Source organism: Microbacterium sp. ZKA21, from assembly GCF_050434165.1.
In the GTDB taxonomy this organism is placed as follows: domain Bacteria; phylum Actinomycetota; class Actinomycetes; order Actinomycetales; family Microbacteriaceae; genus Microbacterium.
Window position 1 is genome coordinate 389,050 of the sequence record NZ_JBNPVV010000001.1, and the last position, 22,518, is coordinate 411,567.

General features: G+C 68.8%; 22 protein-coding genes. 9 read left to right on the top strand and 13 right to left on the bottom strand.

Annotated elements, in window-relative coordinates; translation table 11 throughout:
- The first annotated feature begins 27 nt into the window (after positions 1–27).
- Positions 28–1,095, top strand: coding sequence for an NADH:flavin oxidoreductase/NADH oxidase (locus M2317_RS02035; RefSeq protein WP_429456832.1), 1,068 nt, complete (start codon positions 28–30; stop codon positions 1,093–1,095).
- 24 nt (positions 1,096–1,119) lie between these two features.
- Here the strand turns inward: M2317_RS02035 and M2317_RS02040 are convergent, their stop codons facing one another.
- The 4 genes from M2317_RS02040 to M2317_RS02055 all read right to left on the bottom strand — a co-directional run bounded on the left by M2317_RS02040 (position 1,120) and on the right by M2317_RS02055 (position 5,601).
- Entirely contained in the window at positions 1,120–2,187 is a 1,068-nt protein-coding gene (locus tag M2317_RS02040) for a hemolysin family protein (RefSeq protein ID WP_429456834.1), read from the bottom strand.
- Entirely contained in the window at positions 2,184–3,503 is a 1,320-nt protein-coding gene (locus M2317_RS02045; RefSeq protein ID WP_429456836.1) for a hemolysin family protein, read from the bottom strand. The genes M2317_RS02040 and M2317_RS02045 overlap by 4 nt, the downstream gene beginning before the upstream one ends.
- Before the next feature lie 175 nt (positions 3,504–3,678).
- Positions 3,679–3,915 (bottom strand): hypothetical protein, encoded by a 237-nt coding sequence (locus M2317_RS02050; protein WP_429456838.1) that lies wholly within the window; start codon positions 3,913–3,915, stop codon positions 3,679–3,681.
- Positions 3,916–4,146: 231 nt separating this feature from the next.
- The gene (locus tag M2317_RS02055; RefSeq protein ID WP_429456839.1) at positions 4,147–5,601 is read right to left on the bottom strand and encodes a GuaB1 family IMP dehydrogenase-related protein; all 1,455 of its coding nucleotides are present in this window, start codon (positions 5,599–5,601) and stop codon (positions 4,147–4,149) included.
- Between the two features lie 159 nt (positions 5,602–5,760).
- Here M2317_RS02055 and M2317_RS02060 point away from each other — a divergent pair, with 159 nt between their 5' ends.
- Entirely contained in the window at positions 5,761–9,426 is a 3,666-nt protein-coding gene (locus tag M2317_RS02060; protein ID WP_429456841.1) for a multifunctional oxoglutarate decarboxylase/oxoglutarate dehydrogenase thiamine pyrophosphate-binding subunit/dihydrolipoyllysine-residue succinyltransferase subunit, read from the top strand.
- Between the two features lie 288 nt (positions 9,427–9,714).
- On the opposite strand, the gene M2317_RS02065 is transcribed toward M2317_RS02060, so the two are convergent.
- Genes M2317_RS02065 through M2317_RS02075 form a run of 3 tightly spaced genes read right to left on the bottom strand, consistent with a single transcriptional unit; the run spans position 9,715 to position 11,957 of the window.
- Positions 9,715–11,013, bottom strand: a complete 1,299-nt coding sequence (locus M2317_RS02065; RefSeq protein WP_429456843.1) for a GNAT family N-acetyltransferase — start codon at positions 11,011–11,013, stop codon at positions 9,715–9,717.
- Between the two features lie 39 nt (positions 11,014–11,052).
- Positions 11,053–11,298 (bottom strand): zf-HC2 domain-containing protein, encoded by a 246-nt coding sequence (locus M2317_RS02070; RefSeq protein WP_429456845.1) that lies wholly within the window; start codon positions 11,296–11,298, stop codon positions 11,053–11,055.
- Complete coding sequence (locus M2317_RS02075) at positions 11,295–11,957, bottom strand: sigma-70 family RNA polymerase sigma factor (RefSeq protein ID WP_429456847.1); 663 nt, start codon at positions 11,955–11,957, stop codon at positions 11,295–11,297. The genes M2317_RS02070 and M2317_RS02075 overlap by 4 nt, the downstream gene beginning before the upstream one ends.
- A gap of 49 nt (positions 11,958–12,006) precedes the next feature.
- On the opposite strand from M2317_RS02075, the gene aroA reads away from it, so the two are divergent.
- Genes aroA through bcp form a run of 3 tightly spaced genes read left to right on the top strand, consistent with a single transcriptional unit; the run spans position 12,007 to position 14,879 of the window.
- Positions 12,007–13,326, top strand: a complete 1,320-nt coding sequence (gene aroA / locus M2317_RS02080) for a 3-phosphoshikimate 1-carboxyvinyltransferase (protein WP_429456849.1) — start codon at positions 12,007–12,009, stop codon at positions 13,324–13,326.
- Positions 13,323–14,393, top strand: coding sequence for a ribosome small subunit-dependent GTPase A (rsgA, locus tag M2317_RS02085; protein WP_429456851.1), 1,071 nt, complete (start codon positions 13,323–13,325; stop codon positions 14,391–14,393). The genes aroA and rsgA overlap by 4 nt, the downstream gene beginning before the upstream one ends.
- A 9-nt stretch (positions 14,394–14,402) precedes the next feature.
- Positions 14,403–14,879, top strand: coding sequence for a thioredoxin-dependent thiol peroxidase (gene bcp, locus M2317_RS02090; protein WP_429456852.1), 477 nt, complete (start codon positions 14,403–14,405; stop codon positions 14,877–14,879).
- Between the two features lie 10 nt (positions 14,880–14,889).
- On the opposite strand, the gene M2317_RS02095 is transcribed toward bcp, so the two are convergent.
- Positions 14,890–15,291, bottom strand: a complete 402-nt coding sequence (locus tag M2317_RS02095) for a hypothetical protein (protein WP_429456854.1) — start codon at positions 15,289–15,291, stop codon at positions 14,890–14,892.
- 214 nt (positions 15,292–15,505) lie between these two features.
- Between M2317_RS02095 and M2317_RS02100 the strand changes: the two genes are divergently transcribed.
- Complete coding sequence (locus M2317_RS02100) at positions 15,506–15,754, top strand: WhiB family transcriptional regulator (protein ID WP_017203224.1); 249 nt, start codon at positions 15,506–15,508, stop codon at positions 15,752–15,754.
- An 84-nt stretch (positions 15,755–15,838) separates the two neighbouring features.
- Here the strand turns inward: M2317_RS02100 and M2317_RS02105 are convergent, their stop codons facing one another.
- The 3 genes from M2317_RS02105 to M2317_RS02115 all read right to left on the bottom strand — a co-directional run bounded on the left by M2317_RS02105 (position 15,839) and on the right by M2317_RS02115 (position 18,374).
- Positions 15,839–17,320, bottom strand: a complete 1,482-nt coding sequence (locus M2317_RS02105; protein ID WP_429456857.1) for a sensor histidine kinase — start codon at positions 17,318–17,320, stop codon at positions 15,839–15,841.
- A gap of 39 nt (positions 17,321–17,359) precedes the next feature.
- Complete coding sequence (locus M2317_RS02110; RefSeq protein WP_429456859.1) at positions 17,360–17,908, bottom strand: YceI family protein; 549 nt, start codon at positions 17,906–17,908, stop codon at positions 17,360–17,362.
- 79 nt (positions 17,909–17,987) lie between these two features.
- Complete coding sequence (locus M2317_RS02115) at positions 17,988–18,374, bottom strand: Rv3235 family protein (protein WP_429456861.1); 387 nt, start codon at positions 18,372–18,374, stop codon at positions 17,988–17,990.
- 124 nt (positions 18,375–18,498) lie between these two features.
- Here M2317_RS02115 and M2317_RS02120 point away from each other — a divergent pair, with 124 nt between their 5' ends.
- A complete protein-coding gene (locus M2317_RS02120; protein ID WP_429456863.1) occupies positions 18,499–19,080 on the top strand; it encodes a hypothetical protein in 582 nt (193 codons plus the stop codon).
- 9 nt (positions 19,081–19,089) lie between these two features.
- Here M2317_RS02120 and M2317_RS02125 read toward each other — a convergent pair whose 3' ends face one another.
- On the bottom strand, positions 19,090–19,365 hold the full coding sequence (locus M2317_RS02125; RefSeq protein ID WP_429456864.1) for a helix-turn-helix domain-containing protein: 276 nt from the start codon (positions 19,363–19,365) through the stop codon (positions 19,090–19,092).
- A 98-nt stretch (positions 19,366–19,463) separates the two neighbouring features.
- On the opposite strand from M2317_RS02125, the gene M2317_RS02130 reads away from it, so the two are divergent.
- Together M2317_RS02130 and M2317_RS02135 are read left to right on the top strand one after the other, a co-directional pair.
- Positions 19,464–20,075 carry an SAF domain-containing protein gene (locus M2317_RS02130; RefSeq protein ID WP_429456866.1) on the top strand — a complete coding sequence of 204 codons (612 nt, stop codon included), beginning with the start codon at positions 19,464–19,466 and terminating at the stop codon, positions 20,073–20,075.
- Positions 20,072–21,349 carry an AAA family ATPase gene (locus M2317_RS02135; protein WP_429456868.1) on the top strand — a complete coding sequence of 426 codons (1,278 nt, stop codon included), beginning with the start codon at positions 20,072–20,074 and terminating at the stop codon, positions 21,347–21,349. The genes M2317_RS02130 and M2317_RS02135 overlap by 4 nt, the downstream gene beginning before the upstream one ends.
- Here M2317_RS02135 and M2317_RS02140 read toward each other — a convergent pair.
- Positions 21,240–22,466 (bottom strand): pyridoxal phosphate-dependent aminotransferase, encoded by a 1,227-nt coding sequence (locus M2317_RS02140; RefSeq protein WP_429456870.1) that lies wholly within the window; start codon positions 22,464–22,466, stop codon positions 21,240–21,242. The two genes, M2317_RS02135 and M2317_RS02140, sit on opposite strands and share 110 nt — an antisense overlap.
- Positions 22,467–22,518: the final 52 nt, after the last annotated feature.

Here is a 22,518-nt window from a genome sequence, read left to right on the forward strand (position 1 = left end):
GCGTCCGAACCCCGATAGCGTCGAGGGGTGAGCCTGCTCTTCTCTCCCCTGCGTCTGCGTTCCGTCACTTTCCCGAACCGGCTGTGGGTGTCACCGATGTGCATGTACAGCGCCGTCGACGGCGTCGTGCAGGACTGGCATCGCACGCACCTGACCCAGTTCGCCTCCGGCGGCGCCGGACTCATCGTCGCCGAGGCGACGGCCGTCGTCCCCGAAGGACGCATCAGCCCGCGCGACGCCGGGATCTGGACGGACGAGCAGCGGGATGCCTGGGCGCCCATCGTCGCCGGCATCCACGCCCGCGGCGCGCTGGCCGGCATCCAGCTCGCGCACGCCGGACGCAAGGCCTCGACCTGGTGGCCGTGGGCGCCGGAGCGCGGCTCGGTGCCGGCATCCGACGGCGGCTGGGTGACCTCAGCGCCGTCCGCGGTGGCGTTCGAGGGGTTCGATCCGCCGCAGGCACTGGATGCTGCGGGCATCGATGCGCTCGTCGACGCCTTCGCAACGGCTGCCCGCCGGGCACTGGATGCCGGGTTCGACGTCCTCGAGCTGCATGGCGCGCACGGGTACCTGATCCACCAGTTCCTGTCCCCGCTGTCCAACCGGCGCGACGACGAGTACGGCGGATCTCTCGGGAACCGTGCGCGCCTGCTTCTGCGCGTCGTGGATGCCGTCCGCGACGTCGCGGGCGAGGAGGTTCCGCTCTTCGTCCGGATCTCCGCCACCGATCACGCGGACGGCGGTATCGCCCCCGACGAGGCGACGATCGTCGCCGAGTGGGTGCGCGAGCACGGGGCCGACCTCATCGATGTGTCCAGCGGAGGGCTGGTCGCGCATCAGCGCATCGACGTCTTCCCCGGGTACCAGGTCGGGCTGGCCGGCACCGTGCGTCGCGGCGGCCGCATCCCGACCTCCGCTGTCGGCCTGATCACCGCCGCGGAGCAGGCCGAGCGCGTCCTCGAGGACGGCGACGCCGACGCGATCTTCGCCGGACGGGAGTGGCTGCGCGATCCGCACTTCGGGCTGCGCGCGGCGCACGACCTCGGCGTGGACGCGCCGTGGCCGGCGCAGTACGAGCGCGCGCGGTGGCGGTGAGTCGCCCCACCGCCACCGCGTGAATCACTCCCCGCGGTGGATCACCCGCCTGGTCGCGTCCTGCACCTCGCCGACGAGCTCCTCGAGGATGTCCTCGAGGAACAGCACGGCGGTCGTCTCGCCCTCGGCGTCCCTGACCTTCGCCAGGTGACGGCCGGCACGGCGCATGACGGCGAGCGCATCCTCCAGGTCGGTGTCCTCCTGGACGGGCACCATGTGATGGATCCGCTTCGACGGGATCGGTACGGCGACCTTCGCCTCGGCATCCGGACCCTCCGAGGCACGGAGGATGTCCTTGAGGTGCACGTAGCCGATCGGCGTCTGCTCATCGTCCACGATCACGTACCGCGAGAAGCCGTAGCGGGCTACCGCCCGCTCGATGTCGTCCGGGGTCGTCGACTGTGGCAACGTGACCAGCTCGGCGAGCGGGACGGCGACGTCGCGCGCCTTCTTGTCCGTGAACTCGACGGCCGCGGCCACGGTGCCCGCCGCGTCGGACAGCAGACCTTCGCGGCGCGACTGGTCGACGATCGTCGCGACCTCGTCGATGGTGAACGTCGACGCCGCCTCGTTCTTCGGCTCGACGCCGAACAGCCGAAGTACGCCGTTGGCGGCCGCGTTGAGCAGCCAGATGACCGGGTGGAACACCTTCGAGATCCACACCAGCGGAGTCGCGAGGATCAGGACGGCGCGATCGGGCACCGAGAACGCGAGGTTCTTCGGCACCATCTCGCCGAACACCACGTGCAGGAACGACACCAGCACGAGCGCGATCACGAATGCCGTGACGTCGACGGCCGCATCCGACCAGCCGATCGCGTGCAGCGGAACGGCGAACAGATGATGGATCGCCGGCTCCGAGACGTTCAGGATCAGCAGCGAGCAGATCGTGATGCCCAGCTGAGACGTCGCGAGCATGAGCGTCGCGTGCTCCATCGCGTACAGCGCCGTCCTGGCGGAGCGCGACCCCTGCTCCGCGCGCGGTTCGATCTGCGAGCGTCGTGCGGAGATCACTGCGAACTCGGCAGCGACGAAGAAAGCGTTGCCGACCAGGAGAACTGCGAGCCAGACCAATCCTGCCCAATCGTTCATCGCGACACCTCCTCTGACGCGGCATCCACCGGGGTCGGCGTGTAGCGCAGACGATCGACACGGCGACCGTCCATGCGCACCACCTCCAGCACGCCGCTGTCCAGTGTCACTTCGTCTCCGGCTGCGGGGACGCGCTCGAGCACGCTCATGACATAGCCGGCGACGGTGTCGTAGACCTCGCCCTCCGGGACGTGGACTCCGGTGCGGCTCTGCAGCTCATCCGGTCGCAGCTCGCCGGGGAACGTGATCGAGCCGCGGCCTCGCACGATTCCCGCGCGCGTGCGGTCGTGCTCGTCCGAGACCTCGCCGACGATCTCCTCCACGAGGTCCTCGAGGGTCACGACGCCCGCCGTCCCGCCGTACTCGTCGACGACGATCGCGAGCTGGTATCCCTTGGCACGCAGTTCGGCGATGAGGGTGTCGAGGTGAACGGTTTCGGGAACCCGGAGCGGCTCGGTGGCCAGCGCGCCGACCGGAACCTCGGAGCGGCGCTCGCGCGGAACCGAGACGGCGGCCTTGAGGTGCACGACCCCGGTGATGTCGTCGAGGTCGTCGTCGTAGACGGGGAAGCGGCTGTGGCCGGTGCGCCTGGCGAGCTGGATCACGTCATCGGCCGAATCCCCGACGGCGAGCGCGTGCATGCTCGGCCGCGCCGTCATGACGTCCGCCGCCGTCAGACGGGCGAACGTGAGGCTGCGGTCGAGCAGCGAGGCCGTATCGGCCTCGAGCACGCCGGCCATCGCGGAGCGGCGGACCAGCGAGGACAGCTCCTCGGCGCTGCGCGCACCGGAGAGCTCCTCCTTCGGCTCGATCCCCATGCTGCGCAGCACGGCGTTCGCGCTGCCGTTGAGAAGTCGGACGACGGGCTTGAACACCGTCGTGAAAGCGACCTGGAAGGGCACGACGAGCTTCGCCGTCTGCCGCGGCAGTGCGAGTGCGAAGTTCTTCGGCACCAGTTCGCCGAGGATCATCGACAGGACCGTCGCGACGAGCATCCCGACGAACGTGGAGATCGGTGCGACGACGGCTTCCGCGATGCCCCAGGAGGTGAGCACTGGGCCGAGCAGCCGCGAGATCGCCGGCTCCATCGTGTAGCCGGTCAGCAGCGTCGTGAGCGTGATCCCGAGCTGCGCGGAGGAGAGATGGGTCGAGGTGTGCTTGAGGGCGCCGATCGTCATCGCGAGGCGTGACTCGCCGCGCGTCTGGCGCGCTTCGAGTTCCGCACGATCGAGATTGACGAGCGCGAACTCGCTCGCCACGAACAGGCCGGTGCCGACTGTCAGCAGGAGCCCCACGCCCAGCAGGACGAAGTCCATCAGCTGTCCCCTCCTGAGAAGCGGAAGGTCGGGCGGTGGGGCGAGAGACTGCAACTGGGAGGGTCATCCATAGTGCGACGATTCTACAGATGTTCCCCGAGCCCTCTCCTGGTTCTGCGACACCTTTCTGAGATTGCGCCTGCTTCTTCGTGGCGCGAACTCGGCAGAACGCGGGTCACCACGATCGGAACGCCGCCGAAGGCCGCGAGCGTGATGATCGCAGGCCATCGGCCGTCAGGATGTCGTAGAGCTGCCGGGGATCGTCGAGTGCAGGCACGCGCCAGCGCGATGCTCGCGTGACGACGCGGCGCATCGCATCCGCTCGATCCTTCTCAGCGATGAGCGCTGCCTCCGGAGATCGCCCGTTCAGCAGCGCAGGGTCGAGGTACTTCCCCACACCGTCGAGCGTCATTCTCGAGCGTCATGACTCCAGCGTCCGACTCTGCGGGTCCGTGCTGTCGCGCGGTCATGCGACCCGGTGGACGATTCGCTCGAGCATCCGATCTGTGCAGGCCGAGTCAGCCCGCGTGGTTCTGCGCCATTTGTCTGAGAATGCGCCAGAAAACAACAGGCGCAGACTCAGGTATGTGTAGCAGAACCTCGGCGGGCCAGCGGGGCGGGGCGGGCGGGGCGAGGCGGGAGATCACCAGCTGACCGGCAGCGCCTTGCCCTCCTCGTACCCCGCGGCGGACTGCAGGCCGACCAGGGCGCGATCATGGAACTCGGGCACGCTCGCGGCACCTGCATAGGTGAACGACGACCGGACGCCGGAGGTGATCATGTCCAGCAGATCCTCCACGCCGGGGCGCAGCGGATCCAGGTAGATCTTCGACGACGAGATCCCCTCGGCGAACAGCTCCTTGCGCGCGCGTTCGTAGGCGTCGAGCCGCCCGAACCGGGCCTGGACGGCTTTGGTCGATGCCATCCCCCAGGACTCCTTGTAGATGCGTCCCTGCGCGTCGGTCTGCAGCTGGCCGGGCGCTTCGATCGTTCCGGCGAACCAGGAGCCGATCATGACGGATGCCGCTCCGGCCGCGAGCGCCAGCGCCACATCCCGCGGGTAGCGCACGCCGCCGTCGGCCCACACGTGCGCCCCTGCCGCTCGAGCCGCCTCGGCCGTCTCGAGCACGGCGGAGAACTGCGGCCGTCCGACCGCGGTCATCATGCGCGTCGTGCACATCGCACCCGGCCCGACGCCGACCTTGAGGATCGACGCTCCGGCCGCCACGAGATCCTGGACGCCGTCCGCCGTGACGATGTTGCCCGCCACGATCGGGATGCCGAGATCCAGCGCCGCCACGGCGGACAGCGCGGCGAGCATCCCCTCCTGGTGGCCGTGCGCCGTATCGACGACGAGCACGTCGACGCCAGCGGCGGCGAGTGCCTTCGCCTTGCCGGCGACGTCGCCGTTGATCCCGACGGCCGCGGCGACTGCGAGTCGCCCGTTCGCATCGATGGCCGGGCGGTAGAGCGTCGCGCGCAGCGCGCTGCGCGCGCTGAGGGTGCCGACCAGATGCCCGTGATCGACGATGCTCACGGTCTCGACCCCGGCCTCGGTGATCAGGTCGAACGCCTGACGTCCGTCCGTGACGTCCTCGGCGTCCAGCGCCGGAGTGCCGGCATGCACGAGATCGCCGAGTTGAGCATCGGGAAGAGCGGTGGCCAGGCGCGTGGCGGGAAGGATGCCGTGGATCGCGGCGACGTCGATGCGCCCCTGTCCCTCGGCGACGACGATGCCGTGTCCCGCCGTGGCCGGCAGCAGTCGCAGCGCTTCGGTGACCGTGGCGCCCGGCGGCAGGACCAGCGGCGTGTCCCACGCGACCGGTTGCGCCTTGACGTCCCTGATCGCGGCATCCAGATCCTGCAACGGCATGTCCTGCGGCAGCACCCCGAGACCGCCTCGCCGCGCCAGCACGGCGGCGAGCCGCGGGCCGGTCACGGAGTTCATGTTCGAAGCCACCAGCGGGAGCGTCGCCGGCGTTCCGTCGTGGGGCGCGAGATCCACCTGCAGGCGGCTCGTGATGCCGGATCGACGCGGCACCAGGAACACATCCGAGTAGGTGAGGTCGACTGTGGGTTGCGCGCCGATGAAGTCCATATCCCCACGGTAGCTTTCCGTGCGGCCGAGGGGTGCGCCGTGTCGCCTATTCGGGGGACAAAACACGTTAGGCTTGTTTCTCGAGAATGCATGGGGGCAGGGGATCTCCTGACGCCGTGCATGGCACAGTGCTTCAGCGATGAAAGAGGGCGATCGAGCGTGTCGAGCCAAGGGACCGGCGTCGGATCGGGCGACGGGGGGTTCGGAGCCAATTCATGGCTCGTCGACGAGCTCTACGAGCAGTTCACAGCGGACCGCAACTCCGTCGACAAGGAGTGGTGGCCGATCCTGGAGAACTATCAGCCGGATGCCGCGGCCAAGACCGCATCCGCTGAGGCCGCTCCCGCCCACCCGGTAACCGCGCCGATCCCCGTGATCGGATCGCAGCCCGTCGCCCGCACGACGGCCAAGCCCGCCGCCCCGGCGCCGATCCCGGCCCAGGCGCCCAAGCCCGAGTCGAAGACGGTGGATGCTCCGCCCGCCGAAGAGGACAAGATCACGCCGCTGCGCGGCATGACCAAGACCCTCGCGGCGAACATGGACGAGTCGCTCACGGTTCCCACAGCGACCAGCGTGCGCACGATCCCGGCCAAGCTGATGATCGACAACCGCATCGTCATCAACAACCACATGTCGCGCACCCGCGGCGGCAAGATCAGCTTCACGCACCTCATCGGCTGGGCACTCATCCAGACGCTGAAGGAGTTCCCGAGCCAGAACGTCTTCTATGCGGAGGTCGACGGCAAGCCCTCCGTCGTGGCACCGGCGCACGTGAGCCTCGGCATCGCGATCGACCTGCCCAAGCCCGACGGCACCCGCGCCCTGATGGTCCCCAGCATCAAGCGCGCCGACACCCTGAGCTTCAGCGAGTACCTGTCGGCATACGAGGATCTCGTCACGCGCGCCCGCGGCAACAAGCTCACCGCCGCGGACTTCCAGGGCACCACCGTGTCGCTCACGAACCCCGGTGGCATCGGCACCGTGCATTCCGTGCCGCGCCTGATGAAGGGTCAGGGCTGCATCATCGGTGCGGGCGCCCTCGAGTACCCCGCCGAGTTCCAGGGCGCGAGCGCGAAGACCCTCAACGAGCTGGCGATCGGCAAGACGATCACCTTGACCAGCACCTACGACCACCGCGTCATCCAGGGTGCGGGCTCCGGCGAGTTCCTCAAGAAGGTCCACGAGCTGCTGCTCGGACAGCGCGGCTTCTACGACGACATCTTCGCGGCCCTGCGCATCCCGTACGCCCCGATCCGCTGGAACCCGGACATCGCGGTCGACCTCGCCGAGCGCGTCGACAAGCAGTCCCGCGTGCAGGAACTCATCAACTCCTACCGCGTGCGCGGGCACCTCATGGCCGACATCGACCCGCTGCAGTACGTGCAGCGCTCGCACCCGGATCTGGAGATCGAGAGCCACGGCCTGACCTTCTGGGACCTCGACCGCGAGTTCGTCACCGGCGGCTTCGGCGGCAAGCGCGTCATGAAGCTCCGCGACATCCTCGGGGTCCTCCGCGACTCGTACTGCCGCACGCTCGGCATCGAGTACATGCACATCCAGGACCCGGAGCAGCGTCGCTGGTTCCAGGAGAAGGTCGAGATCAAGTACCAGAAGCCGGGCCACGACGAGCAGCTGCGGGTGCTCCGCAAGCTCAATGAAGCCGAGGCGTTCGAGACCTTCCTGCAGACCAAGTTCGTCGGCCAGAAGCGCTTCTCGCTCGAGGGCGGCGAGTCGCTCATCCCGCTGCTGGACGAGATCCTGCAGGGGGCGGCGACGGCCGGGCTCGACGGCGCAGCGATCGGCATGGCGCACCGCGGCCGGCTGAACGTGCTCACCAACATCGCCGGCAAGACGTACGGACAGGTGTTCCGCGAGTTCGAGGGAACGCAGACCCCCGGCAACCAGCGCGGCTCCGGTGACGTGAAGTACCACCTCGGCACCCAGGGCACCTTCGTCGCCGACGACCGATCCGAGCTGCCCGTCTACCTCGCCGCGAACCCCTCGCACCTCGAGACCGTCGACGGCGTCCTCGAGGGCATCGTGCGCGCCAAGCAGGACCGCAAGCCGATCGGGACGTTCTCGTGGCTGCCGATCCTCGTGCACGGCGACGCGGCGTTCGCAGGGCAGGGCGTGGTCGTCGAGACGCTGCAGATGTCGCAGCTGCGCGGCTACCGCACCGGCGGAACCGTCCACGTCGTCGTCAACAACCAGGTCGGCTTCACGACCACCCCCACCGACGCACGCAGTTCGGTGTACGCCACGGACGTCGCCAAGACGATCCAGGCGCCGATCTTCCACGTGAACGGCGACGACCCCGAGGCGGTCATCCACGTCGCGCAGCTCGCGTTCGAGTACCGCGAGCGCTTCCATCGCGACGTCGTGATCGACCTCATCTGCTACCGCCGACGCGGCCACAACGAGGGCGACGACCCGTCGATGACGCAGCCGCTCATGACCGACCTGATCCAGGCCAAGCGCTCGGTGCGCAAGCTCTACACCGAATCCCTGGTCGGTCGCGGCGATATCACCGAAGAGGAGTACGAGCAGGCCAAGGACGACTTCCAGCGCCGACTCGAAGTCGCGTTCGCCGAGACGCACGCGGCCGAGACCGGGGCGACCCCGATCGCCCCGGTGCTCTCCCCCGTCGAGGAGACCGTCGGCGCGCCGGAGGTCACCGGTGTCGCGAGCGAGGTCATCCAGCTCATCGGCGACGCGTTCAACAACAAACCGGAGGGCTTCAGCGTCCACCCGAAGATCCAGCAGCTGCTGGACAAGCGCGTCGACATGAGCCGCAACGGTGGCATCGACTGGGGCTTCGGCGAGCTGCTCGCGTTCGGCTCGCTGCTGGTAGAGGGCACTCCGGTGCGGCTCGCCGGTCAGGACTCGCGACGCGGCACCTTCGTGCAGCGCCACGCCGTCATGCACGACCGTGCGAACGGCCAGGAGTGGCTGCCTCTGGCGAACCTGTCCGACAACCAGGGCCGGGTGTGGGTGTACGACTCACTGCTCAGCGAGTACGCGGCGATGGGCTTCGAATACGGCTACTCGGTCGAGAACCCCGAGGCTCTCGTGCTCTGGGAGGCCCAGTTCGGCGACTTCGCGAACGGGGCGCAGTCCGTGATCGACGAGTACATCTCGGCTGCGGATCAGAAGTGGGGCCAGCAGTCCAGCGTCACGCTCCTGCTCCCGCACGGCTACGAGGGTCAGGGGCCGGATCACTCCTCCGCCCGCATCGAGCGCTTCCTGCAGCTGTGCGCGCAGGAGAACATGATCGTCGCGCGGCCGTCGACCCCGGCATCCTATTTCCACCTGCTGCGCCGTCAGGCCTACGCCCGTCCGCGCAAGCCGCTGATCGTCTTCACCCCGAAGGCGATGCTGCGCCTGCGCGGCGCGACGAGCCCGGTCGAGGACTTCACGCAGGGGCGCTTCGAACCCGTCGTCGACGACGGTCGCGGTCTCGACCGCGCCGCCGTCAAGCGGGTGCTCGTGCACTCCGGCAAGATCCACTGGGACCTGCGCGCCGAGCTCGACAAGAACCCGAACCCCGAGGTCGCTCTGGTGCGGCTCGAGCAGCTGTACCCGACCCCGATCGACGGGCTCAAGGCCATCACGGACTCGTACCCGAACGCCGAGCTGGTCTGGGTGCAGGACGAACCCGAGAACCAGGGCGCCTGGCCGTTCCTCGCGCTCGCGTTCGCCGAGGTCCCAGGGCCGCGTCAGTTCCGCACCGTTGCCAGGGCGGCGTCCGCATCGCCGGCGACCGGTTCGTCGAAGGTCCACGCGCTCGAGCAGGCCGACCTGCTGAAGCGGGCTCTCACGCTCTGACCGAGGCGCGTACGACGAAGCCCACCCGATTTCGGGTGGGCTTCGTCGTGTCAGCGGTGATCGGCCGCCATCGTCCGCTCCGGTCGCACTTCGTGCCGCCAAGGGCGCTCGGCCGTCGTTCCGGTCGCACTTCGTGCCGCTAAGCGGCGCTCGGCCGTCGTTCCGGTCGCATTTCCTGTCGGAATCGCGCCGAGAGAACAGCATCAACTGCGACCGGAGCCGCCAATCGCCTCATCGAAGCGGCATCGACTGCGACCGGAACGCGGCGGGGCCGGTTGGGGCCGGAGGTCAGTACCAGATCGCCAGCAGCGGGGCCTCGACGGAGCGGAACGCGTCGTCGACGGATGCCGCGATCGCCGCCGTCGTCTCCAGGCGACCGGCCGCGCGCAGCTGCGCTGCGCTGACTCCGCCGGCACACAGCGCCGAGAGGGCGGCGATGTCGAGCGACACGTCGGCGGGCGTGCCGGCGTCGGCGACCGTGACCGATGGCTGCCCGTCGACACCGACGGTCAGACGCCAGGATCCGTCCGCGAACCCCAGCGAGTCGTCGACGCGCAGGACGAGATCCAGCGGAGCGCGATAGCGGCGACCGCCGAGGACGCCTGGAACATCGAGGATGCGCAGCCAACCGTGATCGTGCACCGCGACCTCGACGGCGCGCTGGTCGGCCACGAGCCACGTGATCGGATCATCGACCGGGCGCAGATCCGCCGTGACGGTGTCGACGAGGTCGTGCTGCACGGCGAAGCGCCACAACGCGACCAGCGCGTCGGGGGTCACCGCTGACAGGTGCTGGATCTCGAGCTGGCACCGGAACGCTCCGGGAATCTCGGTGAGCCGGTACGCCATGACTCCCCTGACCGCCCCCGAGGCGTCGCGGTAGCGCACTCCGCGGATCGCCGTGGCGTTCGGGTGGCCCGCGGACAGCCCTGCTGCCCTGGCCCAGCGCCCGGGCCATCCGGCGATCTGTCCGGAACGCAGCGTTCTCGCGACCTCGTGCACTGTATCGAGGGTGTCCTTGAGCACCTCGCGATCGATGTACTCGACCCGTCCGGCGACGCCCGGCCCTGCCCATCCTGCCCGTCGCGTATCGATCCTGACCCGCGCGGCCGGGATCGCCGGGGCGAACCCGTACCGACTGTAGATGGTCGCCTCCGATGCCGTGAGGCCGGCGATCGGCACGCCGGCGGATGCCGCGGCGCGCAGCTCTCCCTCCAGGAGCGCCCGTGCGATGCCACGGCGACGGTGCGTGCCGGAGACGGTGACCGAGCTGATCGCCCACATGTCCAGCTCGCCACCGGGGACCGTCAACGGCGTCACCCACGAGTTCACCGTCGCGATCGGCCAGGTGCCGACGGGGACGTCGGCCTCGAACACGCCGATGTTGCGCCGGTCGACGAGAGCCGTGCGCTGGTCCGTCACCTGCTCGGATGTGGGGTCGGAGTCGAGGAACCCACGGGCATCGGCCCGCAGGAACGCCTCGGTATCGGCATCCGAAGCGGTGTCGATCAGCCGATAGGTGAGGCTCTGGGCCGCCAACCGGTCGGCGGACGCGGAGTCGACGGGGATGCTGCGTGCGTCAGTCATGGCACCAGCCTATGGGCACCCTGCGACGTGCGGTGCGGTTCAGTGCGCGGTGGCCTGCACGGCCCTGAGCTTGGCGAACACCTGGTCGCGCAGCTCCTCCGGAGCACTCTCCCGGCACGCACGGGCGAGCACCTCGGTCAGCGTGGTCGCCACGAGCGCCTCATCACGGCATCCTGGGCAGTTCTCCAGATGCTCGCGGATCTCGGCGTGCTCGGTCTTGCAGACCTCGTTGCGGAGGTATTCCTCCAGATCCTGACGCGCCTTCTCGCAGCCGCAGTCGCTCATTTCCTGCTCCTCGTCGTGGCCGTGGCGATGCCTCGCTCAGCGGCGTAATCTGCCAGCAGCTCCCGCAGCATCCGCCTGCCACGATGCAGACGGCTCATCACGGTGCCGATGGGGGTCTTCATGATGTCGGCGATCTCCTGGTAGGCGAACCCCTCGACATCCGCGAAGTAGACGGCCAGCCGGAAGTCCTCCGGCAGCTCCTGCAACGCATCCTTGACGACAGATGCGGGCATCCGGTCGATCGCCTCGGCCTCCGCCGAACGGCTGTGCGATGCCGTCGTCGACTCCGCACCGCCGAGTTGCCAGTCCTCGAGCTCGTCGATCGTCCCCTGGAACGGCTCGCGCTGCTTCTTGCGATAGATGTTGATGTACGTGTTGGTGAGAATCCGGTACAGCCACGCCTTCAGGTTCGTCCCCTGCGAGAACGACGACCACGAGCCGAAGGCCTTCACGAAGGTCTCCTGCACGAGATCCGCCGCGTCGGCGGGGTTGCGGGTCATGCGCATGGCCGCGGCATACAGCTGATCCATGAAAGGGATCGCCTGTTCCTCGAACTCGCGCCGAGCGTCGCCGACCGTGTCGGCAGGTGCGGTGTCATCCATCACCGGCCAGTCTAGGCCGACGATGTCCGCGAATTCCTGATCGACCGTCGCGATCATCACCACTCCTTCTCGGTGTACGCATCACCGTTCACTACAGTGGGAACCGATGAGTGACACACGGTATTCCCCCGCCCCCGCCCGCGGCGCCTACACCGCTCCCACTGCCGACGGGTCGGTGCACGCCGCCGTGACCATCCCCGGCTCGAAGTCGCTGACGAACCGCGAGCTCATCATCGCCGCGACGGCGGACGGCCCCGGCCGCCTCGTCGCGCCGCTGCACTCCGACGACTCGCGCCGCATGGTCGACGCCCTGCGGGCGCTCGGCACCGGGATCGAGGAAGTGGATGCCGGCAACGAGTTCGGCCCCGACCTCGTCGTGACCCCTGCGCCCCTGGTCGGTGGTGCGACCATCGACTGCGGACAGGCCGGCACCGTCATGCGCTTCATCGCGCCGCTCGCCGGACTCGCGAGCCAGGATGTGCACCTCACGGCGCATGAGACGGCCCTTCATCGCCCGATGGGCGCCATGATCACGGCGCTGCGGGATCTCGGCGTCGACATCGACGACGAGGGCACCTGGTCCCTGCCGTTCACGATCCGCGGCCACGGTCGGATCCGCGGCGGCCGCATCGAGATCGATGCGTCGGCGTCCAGCCAGTTCGTCTCCGGACTGCTGCTCGCCGCCCCCCGCTTCGACGTCGGGCTGCACCTCGTGCACACCGGCGAGCACCTGCCGAGCCTGCCGCACATCGACATGACGATCGAATCGCTCAGCCGCCGCGGCATCCGCATCGAGCGCCCCGCCGCCGGAGAATGGCTCGTCGAGGCCGGCGTCCCCCGCGCCAAGGAGATCGCGATCGAGCCCGACCTGTCCAACGCGGCCCCGTTCCTCGGCGCGGCGCTCGTGACCGGCGGCGACGTGACCGTCAAGAACTGGCCGCTGCACTCGACGCAGCCGGGTGCCCTGCTGCCCGAGATCCTGCAGGCGATGGGCGCTCACGCGAGCCGCCAGCACGGCGATCTGACCGTGCGCTCCGGCACCGGCATCCGTGGCGTCGACCTCGACCTGTCGGCGGCGAGCGAGCTCACCCCGACCATCGCAGGTCTCGCGCTGTTCGCGGATTCCGCCACGACCATCCGCGGCATCGGCCACATCCGCCTGCACGAGACCGACCGCATCGCCGCACTGGTCGGCGACATCCGCGCGATCGGCGGCGAGGCCGAGGAGCTCTCCGACGGCCTGCGCATCGTGCCGCGCGCGCTCAGCGGCGGCACCTGGGCCGCCCATCACGACCACCGCATGGCGACGACGGGAGCCCTGGTCGGGCTGCGCGTGCCCGGCATCCAGATCGACGACATCGGTACGACGGCGAAGACGCTGCCCGAGTTCACACAGCTGTGGGAGCGGATGCTGGGGTCGCTGTGAGCTGGCTCGATCCGGACGACGACCTCGACGACGAGTTCGAGGACTTCGACGAGTCGAGCATCCGGATGCGACCCAATCCGAAGGCGAATCGTCCGCGGACCAAGCGTCGGCCCGCACATGAGGACGCCGTGATCGGGCGCGTCCTCGGCGTCGACCGCGGTCGCTACGCCGTCATGATCGACGAGGACACCGACGACGAGCGCACGATCACGACCACGCGGGCCCGAGAGCTGCGACGGACCCCCATCGTCACCGGCGACCTGGCCAGGGTGGTCGGCGACACCACCGGCGACGAGGGGACGCTCGCGCGCATCGTCGGCATCGTCGAACGGACGTCGTTGCTGCGCCGCAGCGCGGACGACACCGACCAGGTCGAGCGCGTCATCGTCGCGAACGCCGATCAGATGCTCATCGTCGTGGCGGCGGCCGACCCCGAGCCGCGCCCACGTCTGGTGGACCGATATCTGGTCGCGGCGCTGGATGCCGGCGTCCGGCCGCTCCTGGTCGTCACGAAGACCGACCTGCACGATCCGACCGACTTCCTCGCGCATTTCGAGGGGCTGGACCTGCGCGTGTTCACGAGCGCCAGGGACGAGATGCCCGTGGACGAGATCGGCGAAGCGCTGATCGGGCATTCCACGGTGTTCGTGGGGCACTCCGGCGTCGGCAAGTCGACGCTCGTCAACGCCCTGGTCCCCTCTGCGGACCGCGCGACCGGGCACGTGAATCAGGTCACGGGGCGCGGGCGGCACACCTCCTCCTCCACAGTCTCCCTGCGGTACGAGAGCGCACACGGCACGGGCTGGGTCATCGACACTCCCGGCGTGCGATCGTTCGGCCTCGGGCACGTGGACACGGCCAACATCCTGGCCGCGTTCACCGAACTCGCCGCGATCGCGGAGGACTGCCCTCGTGGCTGCACCCACCTCGCCGACGCTCCGGACTGCGCGCTGATCGAGGCCGCGGATCGAGGCGAGCTCAGCCCGGCCGAGCTGTCGCGCCTTGACTCCCTGCAGCGGCTGCTGCAGACCTTCGCGGACAAGGCCGAGCAGACTCCGGGGCGTTAGGGTGGGAGCGTGACCGAACTGCGCCTCGCCCCCGGATCGACCGCCCCTGACTTCACCCTGCTCGACCAGGACGGAAGCGCGGTGAGCCTGGCCGATCTGCGCGGCGAGAAGGTGGTGCTGTACTTCTATCCGGCGGCGATGACGCCGGGCTGCACGACGCAGGCCTGCGACTTCCGCGACAGCATCGCCTCGCTGCAGGGCGCGGGGTACCGCGTCGTCGGCATCTCTCGCGACGAGCCGGCGAAGCTCGCGGAGTTCCGCGATCGCGACGCGCTGACCTTCATGCTCCTGAGCGATCCGGACCACGCGGTGCACACCGCCTACGGCGTGTGGGGCGAGAAGATGAACTACGGCAAGGTCGTCGAGGGCGTCATCCGATCGACGTTCATCCTCGACGAGCACGGCGTGATCACGCAGGCGCTCTACAACGTCAAGGCGACGGGGCACGTCGCTCGACTGCGCAGGATCCTCGGCATCGACGGCTGAGTCGGCGGGCTCAGCCCTCGTCGGTCATCGCCGCGCGCTCGGCCTCGGCCTCGCGGCGTGCGCTCGAGATCAGCAGCATGAAGCCGAGGATGCCGGGGACACCGGCTCCGATCACGAAGAGCCACGTCACGGGCTGGATCGTCAGCGCCATCAAGGCGAGCGCGACGCCCAGCACCTGGAAGACGATCCCGCCGGAGCGCGCCCATGAACGACCGCGCAGTGCGCCGATCGCGAAGGCGAACAACGCCGCGGCACCGATGAGGGTCAGCACGATCAATCCCAGCGCCGTCGACGTGTTCGACGCACCCCCGGAACCGAGCCCGAACGCCTCGATGAGGGCGATGACGACAAGCGCGGCGCCTTCCAGTGCCAGAACGGCCGCTGCGGCGCGGGCGAGACCGGGAGCGTGCACGTTTCTCCCCTGAGAATCGAATATGAATGCACAAAACCCTTGATTTTGTGCGGATGCTGTAACACAATGTTAACAGTCATGTGCTCCCACAGCGGCGTGGGGCGAGCAATCGCTCGCATCACTTCACCAGGGTAGCGGACCCGATATCCCGCCGCCCGAATCAGAGCCATCGAATATCCGCTGGTTCATCAAGAATCCACACCGAGGAGCCCCCATGGACTGGCGCGACAAAGCCGCCTGCTTGACTGTCGACCCCGAGTTGTTCTTCCCCGTCGGGAACACCGGACCTGCCGTCGATCAGATCGAAAAGGCGAAGACCGTCTGCGCCACCTGCACCGTCACCGAGATCTGCCTGCAGTACGCCCTCGAGACCAGCCAGGACTCGGGCGTCTGGGGTGGCCTCAGCGAAGACGAGCGCCGTGCGCTCAAGCGCCGCGCCGCGCGCGCCCGCCGCGCCAGCTGATCACCGGATACGACAAATGCCCCTCTTCATTCGGAGGGGCATTTCTCGTTCCCGCGGTTCGACCGCGGTCCTCGCTCTAGGCGATCACTTCTTGATCCATCGCAGCGGGATGTCGATGGTCACCTCGGTTCCGACGCCGTCGGTGCCGTTCCATTCGATCGTTCCGCCGAGCTCGCCCTGGATGAGCGTGCGGATGATCTGAGTTCCGAGGCCCTGGCCGATCCGGCCCTCCGGCAGACCATGGCCGTTGTCGGACACCGTCACGCGCAGATTCTCGTCGGTCCGTGTGGCGTCGATCGTCACGAATCCCTCCTGACCGGCGAGACCGTGCTCGACCGCGTTGGTGACGACCTCGGTGAGCGCCAGCGCCAGTGGCGTGGCGTACTCGCTCGGCAGCACGCCGAAATGACCGGTGGACTTCGTCCGAGCCCGGGTGTTGGGGGCGGCGGCGACCTCCGCGACGAGCTTCAGGACGCGATCGAACACCTCGTCGAAGTCGACCTGCTGCGTCAGACCCTGAGCGAGCGTGTCGTGCACCACGGCGATCGAATCCACGCGTCGCATGGCCTGGGTCAGCGCCTCACGGGCTTCGTCCGAATGCGTGCGGCGTGCCTGGATGCGCAGCAGCGAGGCGACGGTCTGCAGGTTGTTCTTGACGCGATGATGGATCTCCCGGATCGTCGCGTCCTTCGTGATGAGCTCCTGCTCCTGGTGGCGCAGCTCTGTCACGTCGCGGCAGAGCACGATCGCACCGATCCGGGTGCCGTGATCGCGCAACGGGATCGCGCGCAGCGATACGGTCACACCGCGGGCCTCGATGTCCGTGCGCCAGGGGGCGCGACCGGTCACGACGACGGGAAGAGACTCGTCGACCTGACGCGTCACGGGCAGGATCCGGGTGGTCACCTCGGCCAGCGACTCCCCCTCCAGCTCGTCGTCGAAGCCCATCCTGTTGAAGGCGGACAGGGCGTTGGGGCTCGCGAAGGTGGTGACGCCGTCCACATCGATGCGGATGAGGCCGTCCGAGGCGCGCGGAGCACCGCGCCGCGGCGACGTGGGAGCCGCCAGGTCGGGGAACTCGCCGGACGCGATCATCCGGAACAGGTCGTTCGCGCAGTCCTCGAACGTGATCTGCTGGCGCGACGGCGTCCTGGCCTCACCGAGATTCGTGTGGCGAGTGACGACGCCGATCACCTTGGTCGGGGCATCCTTCGACCGGCTCGCCAGGATCGGAACGGCCCGCACCCTGGTCGGGGTCTCCTCGAACCAGTCCGGCGAAGACGAATCGACGATCTCCCCGGACTCGAAGGCCCCCTGCACCTGCGTGCGCCACTGCGGCCGCACCCGTTCGCCGACGATGTCGCGGTAGAACAGCGTTGCTGCCCCGCTGGGGCGCGCGTGCGCCACGGCGATGAACGACGCGTCATCGGTGCGCACCCACACGACGATGTCGGCGGATGCGAGGTCGGCGAGAAGCTGGCCGTCTCCGGCGAGGCGGTGCAGCCATTCGACATCGCTGTCGGTCAGGCACCCCTGCGCGTGGACGAGATCACTGAGCGTTGACACCCCTCAAGCCTAGGGCTCGGGGAAGCGCCCGCCGCGCAGTCACCCGACCTTGATCGCGGAGATCTCGAACTCGAGCGTGATCTTCTCGGAAACCAGCACACCGCCGGAATCCAGCGGAACGTTCCACTCCAGCCCGTAATCGCGTCGCTGCAATCGCCGGGTGCCCTCGAATCCTGCACGCAGCTTGCCATCGGCATCCGTCTCGATGCCGATGAAGGCGAGCGGGATCACGACCTGCTGCGTGACATCGCGGATCGTCAGATCGCCGGTGACCGCGAACGCCTTGTCGTCGACCTCTTCGATGTGCGTGCTGACGAAGGTGATCTCCGGCCAGCGCTCGGCATCGAAGAAGTCGGCGCTGCGCAGGTGATCATCGCGCTGCTGGTTGCGCGTGTCGATGCTCGCGACGCGCAGGACCACGCGAGCCGACGAATTCGCCGGCGTCTCGGTGTCGACGTGCAGGCTGCCGGCGATGTCGTTGAACGACCCGCGCACGGTGGTCACCATGGCGTGCCGTGCCGAGAATCCGATCCGAGTGTGCGCGGAATCGAACTCCCAATCGCCGTTGACTTTCTGGAGGTCGTTCATCAGGCTCCTACCCAATCACGATGCGGGTGAACCGGATGAGCATACCAAGCGCCGCCTGACCGACGACTGCCGCGCCCGATCACAGCACGGCGAGCGACGTCGCACGCCAGCGACGATCGAGGCCTTCGAGACGGATCGCCACAGCGCGCGTGCGCCCTGGGCCGGCGACGACGACCACCGCCTCGACGACACCGTCCGCCGGGGCCGTCCGTCGCACGGACAGGATCTCGAACACCGGGCGGCTCGGCGGCACGTCCCGCGCACTGCGGGCACGGGCGGCGAGATTGGCGCGGATGACCAGCCGATTGTAGGCATCCTCGCTGAACCAGCGGGCCAGCTGATCGACCTCCCGCACGCCGGCGAACACCTCCAGAGCTCCCTGCGTCAGGCTCCGCAGCAGCGGTTCGGGGTCCGGCAGATCAGCCGCCGGCGTCGGCTGGTAGGAGAAGTACTCGTGCAGTGTCATGTCGTGCCGTTCTCGTGCGTGAGGTGCCGAAAGTAGAACACGTTCGGACGCCGCCGTGCGGATCTGACGACCCCATTGTGGATAACTCGTACACGGTTCGCGCCTGCTCCCCTACGCTCGACGCGTGCATTGGGACGGGCTGTTCGAGGACCTCGAGGGTCAACTCGCGTCGGAGTGGGAGGCGGAACGCGCCGCGCTGGATGCCGAGTCGGAACGGCTGCGCATCTCCCGCATCGAGCTGCGCGCCCGGCTGCGTGCGCTGGCAATCGCCTCCGCCGACGTCGCGCTAGAGCTGCCAGGCGGGCGGCTGCTGACGGGACAGATCGTCGAGCTCGGAGCCGACTGGGTCGCGGTGAACGCGCATCCGCATCTGCGGGAATCGCTCGTCCCGCTCCACGCCGTCCGCAGCATCCGCATGGATCATGGGATGCTGCTGGCCAGCCTCGAACCGACGCTGCCGTCCTCCGAACTGCGCGAACGCATGTCACTGGGTTTCGTGCTCCGTGACCTCGCCCGCCGACGGGTGCCCGTGACGATCGAGGACCTGGACGCTTCCCGCCGACACGGGACGATCGATCGGGCAGGGGCCGACCATCTCGACCTCGCCGTGCACGATGCCGGCGCGCCCCGCCGAGCACAGGACGTCCGCGCCCACGTCATGATCGCGTTCTCCTCGATCGCCCGCGTCGAGCTGCCTCAGAGCTGATGTTCCAGATCAGGGGCGGTGCGGCGTCGTTCCCCACACCTCGGGAAAGCTCGCCTCGTTCGCCTGACGCCACAGCGCCATGCGGCGGGCATGCTCGGACTGCTCGGCGAGGTACTCCGCCAGGCTGCTCTCCTCGACGCGCCAACGCGCCGGGGAACCCAGCTGGGAGCCGCGAAGCCGCCCCTCGTGCACGAGCGCGATGACCTCATCGACCTCGATGCTCAGCAGTTCGGCGACCTCGGCAGGGGCGAGGAAGCGCGGAGCGCGGGACGACGGTTCGGACATGCTCCTATTGTCCACTCCCGGCGGCATCCGCGCCTGGGACCGACACCCCTGTGGATAACTTTCTCCGCCCTGCGCGGTTTTCTGTGACCATGTCCCTCATGACCACGCATACGCGCGTCCGCCGCACCCCGTGGGGCGACGCCCGCTTCTACATCGGCATCGCCCTGGTCGCGCTCTCGATCCTCGGAGTTTGGCTGATCGTGAACGCCTCTCGAAGCACCGTCCCCGTGCTCCGAGCTGATCGCACGATCACGCAGGGCGAGGCGCTCAGTTCGTCGGACTTCAGCGTGGTCGACGTGTCGCTCGGGGCCGCATCGGAGGGCTACCTCTCCCCTCAAGACCTGGCCGCCGGTCAGATCGCGACCCGCAGCATGGCCGAGGGCGAGCTGCTGTCCTCCGCCGCGGTCGGCGACGCGGCCGATGCCCGCACCACGACGCTCGTGGTCGAGAGCAGCGTCGGTCTTCCCGCCGGGATCGAACCGGGCACCGTCGTGGAGCTGTGGCAGGCGCCGCCCCTGGACGAGGGCTTCGACGAGCCCCGCATCCTGGTCGCCGACGTCACGGTCGCGTCGCTCGTCAAGACCGAGAGCATGATGGCGCAGGATCATCCGGCTGTCGAACTCGTCATCGACCGCTCGGATGTGTCCGATGTGCTGTCCGCGATCACCGGCGGCGCCGCGCTGTCCGTGGTGCCGATGGGGTCGCGATGACCACGGTCGCCATCGCTCTCGAGGAGCCGCGGGCATCGACGCTCGCCGAGGAGCTCGATGATCTGGGCATCCTGGTCGCCGCAGTGCTGCCCGTCGGATCCGTGCCGGACGCGCGCTTCGGCGAACTCGACGCGGTGGTGATCCCCACCACGCGGGTCTCCCTGACTTCCGAGGTCGTCTCCGCGTGCGACAGAGCAGGCATCCGCATCGTCGCGCTCGGAGACGGGGAGTCACGCCTGCTCGGACGCTTCGGAATCACGGGGGCGCTCCCCTCGGACGCGACGGCCGCGGCCGTCGCCGCCGCGATCGCGGGCGACGCTCCGCCGGCGCCCCTCCCCGCCCCCGCCGCCCGGGCGCGCGTCATCGCCGTCTGGGGAACGCACGGCGCACCCGGACGCTCGACCGTGGCCATCCAGCTGGCCGTCGAGCTGGCGAGGTCAGGAAACCGCACCGCCCTCCTGGATGCCGACAGCGTCGCCCCCGCGATCGCCCTGCTGCTCGGGCTCAGCGACGAGGCTCCTGGACTCGCTGCCGCGTGCCGTCGCGCGGAGCTGGGCGGACTGGACGCCGCTGAACTGACGCGACTGGCTGCGACCGTCGAGACGTCGGGGGGAAGCGTCGAGGTCCTCGGCGGGCTGAACCGTCCGAGCCGGTGGCCCGAGCTCTCTGCCGCGCGTCTTCATCGCACCCTGGCCGCGAGTCGGGAGTGGGTCGACCGGATCGTCGTCGACACCTCGGCGGCGTTCGAAGCCGACGACGAGGTGACGTGGGATCTGGAGGGCCCCAGGCGGCACGCGGCGACGGCCGCGGTTCTCGCCGATGCCGACGAGATCATCGCCGTGGCCTCAGCCGACCCGCTCGGCGTCGCACGCTTCCTGCGCGATCACGCCGAGCTGCGCAGCATCGTCGGGGAGACCCCGGTGCGCGTCGTGATGAACCGCGTGCGCCCCGGCCCGCTCGGCATCGACGCACGAGGCCAGGTGCGGCGCACGCTCGAGCGGTTCGCCGGCATCACCGACGTCGCCTTCCTTCCGCACGATCAGCGGGGGACGGATGCCGCGCTGCTGCACGCGCGTCCGATCGCGGACGTGAATCCGCGATCCCCGTTCGTGGCCGGCATCCGTCGTATCGCTCAGGCCGCCGAGGACGCGCCGACCGACGGTGTCACTGCCGGTAGTCGGCGAGGAAGTTCCCGAGCCGTTCGATCGCCTCGCCGAGCACGCGCGGCTCCGGCAGCGTCACGACGCGGAAGTGATCCGGGGTGGGCCAGTTGAAGCCCGTACCCTGCACGAGAAGGATGCGCTCGGCCACGAGCAGGTCGTACACGAACTTCTCGTCGTCGTGGATGTCGTGCACGTTCGGGTCGAGCCGCGGGAAGGCATAGAGCGCCCCCTGCGGTCTGACGCACGACACACCGGGAATCGCCTCCAGTCCCTCCCAGGCGACGTCGCGCTGCTCGTGCAGCCGTCCGGTCGGCGCGATCAGCGCGTCGATCGACTGCACACCGGACAGCGCCGCCTGCAGGGCATGCTGCGCCGGCACGTTCGGACACAGGCGCGTCGAGGCCAGCAGGGTGATCCCCTCGATGAAGCCCTTGGCGTGCGCCTGCGGGCCGGTGATCACCATCCAGCCGGACCGGTAGCCGGCGACGCGATACGTCTTGGAGAGACCGTTGAACGTCAGACACAGCAGATCGGGGGCGAGTGTCGCCGTCGGGATGTGCACGGCGTCGTCGAAAAGGATGCGATCGTAGATCTCATCCGACAGCAGCAGCAGTTCGTTCTCGCGCGCGATCTGGATGATCCCCTCCAGCACGGCCTTCGAGTACACCGCGCCGGTGGGATTGTTCGGATTGATGATCACGATGGCCTTGGTCCGCGGCGTGACCTTGGAGCGGATGTCTTCGAGGTCGGGCTGCCACTCGGCATCCTCATCGCACAGATAGTGCACCGGCGTGCCGCCGGCGAGGCTGGTCATCGCGGTCCACAGCGGATAGTCAGGCGTGGGGATCAGCACTTCGTCGCCCTCGTCGAGCAGCGCCTGCATCGTCATGGTGATGAGCTCGGAGACGCCGTTGCCGAGGTAGACGTCGTCGGGATCGACCGGCGGGAATCCCTCGATCTGCTCGTAACGGCTCACGACGGCGCGACGGGCGGAGATGATCCCCTTGCTGTCGCTGTAGCCGTGCGCCGTCGGCAGCGCGGCGAGCATGTCGTGCACGATCTGATGCGGTGCTTCGAAACCGAAGATCGCCGGGTTGCCCGTGTTGAGCTTCAGGATGCTGTAGCCCTCGGCCTCCAGCCGCGCCGCCTCTGCGGGGACCCGTCCACGGATCTCATACAGAACGTTCTTGAGCTTCGACGACTGGTCGAAATGGCGCGAGTGGGTCATTGAGAAAGCCTACCGCCGCCCAGACAGTGCCCTTAGCCCGCCGGCCAATGCA

What these genes read in the sequence shown, in the direction of transcription:
- M2317_RS02115 (WP_429456861.1), bottom strand. Translation starts at nt 18,374, where the DNA reads ATGACACTGCACGAGTACTTCTCCTACCAGCCGACGCCGGCGGCTGAT.
- M2317_RS02135 (WP_429456868.1), top strand. Translation starts at nt 20,072, where the DNA reads ATGACCACGGTCGCCATCGCTCTCGAGGAGCCGCGGGCATCGACGCTC.
- M2317_RS02040 (WP_429456834.1), bottom strand. Translation starts at nt 2,187, where the DNA reads ATGAACGATTGGGCAGGATTGGTCTGGCTCGCAGTTCTCCTGGTCGGC.
- M2317_RS02110 (WP_429456859.1), bottom strand. Translation starts at nt 17,908, where the DNA reads ATGAACGACCTCCAGAAAGTCAACGGCGATTGGGAGTTCGATTCCGCG.
- M2317_RS02100 (WP_017203224.1), top strand. Translation starts at nt 15,506, where the DNA reads ATGGACTGGCGCGACAAAGCCGCCTGCTTGACTGTCGACCCCGAGTTG.
- M2317_RS02070 (WP_429456845.1), bottom strand. Translation starts at nt 11,298, where the DNA reads ATGAGCGACTGCGGCTGCGAGAAGGCGCGTCAGGATCTGGAGGAATAC.
- M2317_RS02055 (WP_429456839.1), bottom strand. Translation starts at nt 5,601, where the DNA reads ATGGACTTCATCGGCGCGCAACCCACAGTCGACCTCACCTACTCGGAT.
- M2317_RS02050 (WP_429456838.1), bottom strand. Translation starts at nt 3,915, where the DNA reads ATGACGCTCGACGGTGTGGGGAAGTACCTCGACCCTGCGCTGCTGAAC.
- M2317_RS02125 (WP_429456864.1), bottom strand. Translation starts at nt 19,365, where the DNA reads ATGTCCGAACCGTCGTCCCGCGCTCCGCGCTTCCTCGCCCCTGCCGAG.
- M2317_RS02045 (WP_429456836.1), bottom strand. Translation starts at nt 3,503, where the DNA reads ATGGACTTCGTCCTGCTGGGCGTGGGGCTCCTGCTGACAGTCGGCACC.
- M2317_RS02140 (WP_429456870.1), bottom strand. Translation starts at nt 22,466, where the DNA reads ATGACCCACTCGCGCCATTTCGACCAGTCGTCGAAGCTCAAGAACGTT.
- aroA (WP_429456849.1), top strand. Translation starts at nt 12,007, where the DNA reads ATGAGTGACACACGGTATTCCCCCGCCCCCGCCCGCGGCGCCTACACC.
- M2317_RS02065 (WP_429456843.1), bottom strand. Translation starts at nt 11,013, where the DNA reads ATGACTGACGCACGCAGCATCCCCGTCGACTCCGCGTCCGCCGACCGG.
- M2317_RS02075 (WP_429456847.1), bottom strand. Translation starts at nt 11,957, where the DNA reads ATGATCGCGACGGTCGATCAGGAATTCGCGGACATCGTCGGCCTAGAC.
- M2317_RS02130 (WP_429456866.1), top strand. Translation starts at nt 19,464, where the DNA reads ATGACCACGCATACGCGCGTCCGCCGCACCCCGTGGGGCGACGCCCGC.